This is a genomic window from Mesorhizobium sp. GbtcB19, assembly GCF_019091085.1.
Taxonomy (GTDB): domain Bacteria; phylum Pseudomonadota; class Alphaproteobacteria; order Rhizobiales; family Rhizobiaceae; genus Mesorhizobium.
In genome coordinates, this window is record NZ_JAGXJY010000361.1 from 1 (window position 1) to 251 (window position 251).

General features: G+C 72.5%; 1 pseudogene. It reads right to left on the minus strand.

Annotated elements, in window-relative coordinates:
• A pseudogene (locus KVT37_RS32485) lies at positions 1-251 on the minus strand (SMP-30/gluconolactonase/LRE family protein); the annotation flags it as partial.

The following is a 251-nucleotide window of genomic DNA, read 5'->3' on the forward strand; positions in this document are numbered from 1 at the left end:
TAGACGCCCTGGAATGCCAGCTCCTGCGGCCTGGGCTCGCCGGAGTACTCCATCCGCCCGTAAGTCGGATCGGGGAAATAGACCGACCCTCCGGTGGCGAGGGCGTTGCGGTTCGGCCTGTGGGGCTGCTTGTCCCGGTAGTGGGGGGCCAGAACCGTCGCCGTGCCGTCCGGCTCGCCGCGCGGGACACGGCTGTCCGGGGGCTCGCAGGTCACCGGCCGCCCTTGCTGGCCGCCGTTGTGGCCGTGGCC